The following is a 2,500-nucleotide window of genomic DNA, read 5'->3' on the forward strand; positions in this document are numbered from 1 at the left end:
AGTAGGCAAATCCGCTTATCGTGAAGGCTGAGCTGTGATGGGGAAGCTCCTTATGGAGCGAAGTCTTTGATTCCCCGCTGCCAAGAAAAGCTTCTAGCGAGATAAAAGGTGCCTGTACCGCAAACCGACACAGGTAGGCGAGGAGAGAATCCTAAGGTGTGCGAGAGAACTCTGGTTAAGGAACTCGGCAAAATGACCCCGTAACTTCGGGAGAAGGGGTGCTTTCTTAACGGAAAGCCGCAGTGAATAGGCCCAAGCGACTGTTTAGCAAAAACACAGCTCTCTGCGAAGCCGTAAGGCGAAGTATAGGGGGTGACACCTGCCCGGTGCTGGAAGGTTAAGGAGAGGGGTTAGCGTAAGCGAAGCTCTGAACTGAAGCCCCAGTAAACGGCGGCCGTAACTATAACGGTCCTAAGGTAGCGAAATTCCTTGTCGGGTAAGTTCCGACCCGCACGAAAGGTGTAACGATTTGGGCACTGTCTCAACCAGAGACTCGGTGAAATTATAGTACCTGTGAAGATGCAGGTTACCCGCGACAGGACGGAAAGACCCCGTGGAGCTTTACTGTAGCCTGATATTGAATTTTGGTACAGTTTGTACAGGATAGGCGGGAGCCATTGAAACCGGAGCGCTAGCTTCGGTGGAGGCGCTGGTGGGATACCGCCCTGACTGTATTGAAATTCTAACCTACGGGTCTTATCGACCCGGGAGACAGTGTCAGGTGGGCAGTTTGACTGGGGCGGTCGCCTCCTAAAGTGTAACGGAGGCGCCCAAAGGTTCCCTCAGAATGGTTGGAAATCATTCGTAGAGTGCAAAGGCATAAGGGAGCTTGACTGCGAGACCTACAAGTCGAGCAGGGACGAAAGTCGGGCTTAGTGATCCGGTGGTTCCGCATGGAAGGGCCATCGCTCAACGGATAAAAGCTACCCCGGGGATAACAGGCTTATCTCCCCCAAGAGTCCACATCGACGGGGAGGTTTGGCACCTCGATGTCGGCTCATCGCATCCTGGGGCTGTAGTCGGTCCCAAGGGTTGGGCTGTTCGCCCATTAAAGCGGTACGCGAGCTGGGTTCAGAACGTCGTGAGACAGTTCGGTCCCTATCCGTCGTGGGCGTAGGAAATTTGAGAGGAGCTGTCCTTAGTACGAGAGGACCGGGATGGACGCACCGCTGGTGTACCAGTTGTTCTGCCAAGGGCATAGCTGGGTAGCTATGTGCGGAAGGGATAAGTGCTGAAAGCATCTAAGCATGAAGCCCCCCTCAAGATGAGATTTCCCATAGCGTAAGCTAGTAAGATCCCTGAAAGATGATCAGGTTGATAGGTTCGAGGTGGAAGCATGGTGACATGTGGAGCTGACGAATACTAATAGATCGAGGACTTAACCATATAATATGAAGCAAATGTTATCTAGTTTTGAAGGAATATGCCTTCATAGTTTGGTGATGATGGCAGAGAGGTCACACCCGTTCCCATACCGAACACGGAAGTTAAGCTCTCTAGCGCCGATGGTAGTTGGGACCTTGTCCCTGTGAGAGTAGGACGTCGCCAAGCAAGAACCTAAGTTATTTTGACTTAGGTTTTTTTGTGTTTATTTTTATTATTTTAAATTTAAAGGTAAGAATTACCTTTTCAAGAATATAGTCCAGATGTAAAAAGAATGTTTGTGATCTTACATAACCTTTTGTGCTTTTAAAGGATTTTACATTAGAAAAAATCTATAATTAAGGTAGTTAACATATATTTTTGATGGGTGTGGGGAATTATGAAAGAAATATGCATGTTATTAGTGGCTGTTATATTATGGGGCACAGCCATTGCGCCAACAAAATGGGCGTTAGAATCTATTCAGCCGTTTACTTTGTTATTTATTCGTCTTTTCTTTGCAGGTGGAATTTGTATGCTATTCTCATTTAAGGAATTACAAAAATCAGTTGTACATAAAAAAGTTCCATGGAAAAGAATGAGTTTGTTAGCTTTTACCGGTGTAGCTGGTTATTTTATGTTTACATCCTACGGCATTTCTTTAACAAGTGGATTACATGTGAGTATTATAGATGCTGCATTACCATTAGTTACAATTCTTTTTTCAGCACTCTTTTTGAAAGAGAAAATTCGATTGAATTATTGGATAGGAATTATATTGGGTGCTATAGGAGTACTCTTTATTACGATTCCATCTAAAAGTGCTAATCAAGAAGTGTCCTTAATAGGAGATATACTAATATTATTAAGTACTTTTCTATTTGCTTTCTACACAGTTTTGCTAAAACGACCAAAACAAGAACAGTATTTATCAAACGAGGTTTTTACAACATTAACTTTAATTATTGGAGCTGTTATTCTCTTACCGTTTGCACTGATAGAAATTTTTTATTACGGTCTTCCAAAGGTTGAAACTTGGAAAACGGGACTTAGTGTAATATACCTTGTTATTGGAGCAACAATTTTAGCATATTGGTTTTGGAATAAAGCGCTAGAGAGAGTTTCAGCATCAGTAAGC

1 protein-coding gene and 2 rRNA genes (2 of these 3 cut by a window edge) are annotated in these 2,500 nt (G+C 44.3%); all 3 read left to right on the plus strand.

Annotation, left to right across the window (positions count from 1 at the left end; translation table 11 throughout):
* A 23S ribosomal RNA gene (locus NST90_RS01610) occupies positions 1–1,386 on the plus strand; it begins 1,536 nt to the left of the window's first position.
* A 49-nt stretch (positions 1,387–1,435) separates the two neighbouring features.
* Positions 1,436–1,551 (plus strand): 5S ribosomal RNA (gene rrf / locus NST90_RS01615).
* Between the two features lie 211 nt (positions 1,552–1,762).
* A protein-coding gene (locus tag NST90_RS01620; RefSeq protein ID WP_000658276.1) for a DMT family transporter crosses the window boundary here: on the plus strand, positions 1,763–2,500 show its 5' portion. Its footprint extends 183 nt past the window's final position; the window shows 738 of its 921 coding nt (coding positions 1–738); the start codon lies at positions 1,763–1,765; its stop codon lies off the right edge, out of view.

Origin of the sequence: Bacillus sp. FSL E2-8900 (assembly GCF_037966225.1) — a bacterium.
Classification (GTDB): Bacteria; Bacillota; Bacilli; order Bacillales; family Bacillaceae_G; genus Bacillus_A; species Bacillus_A cereus.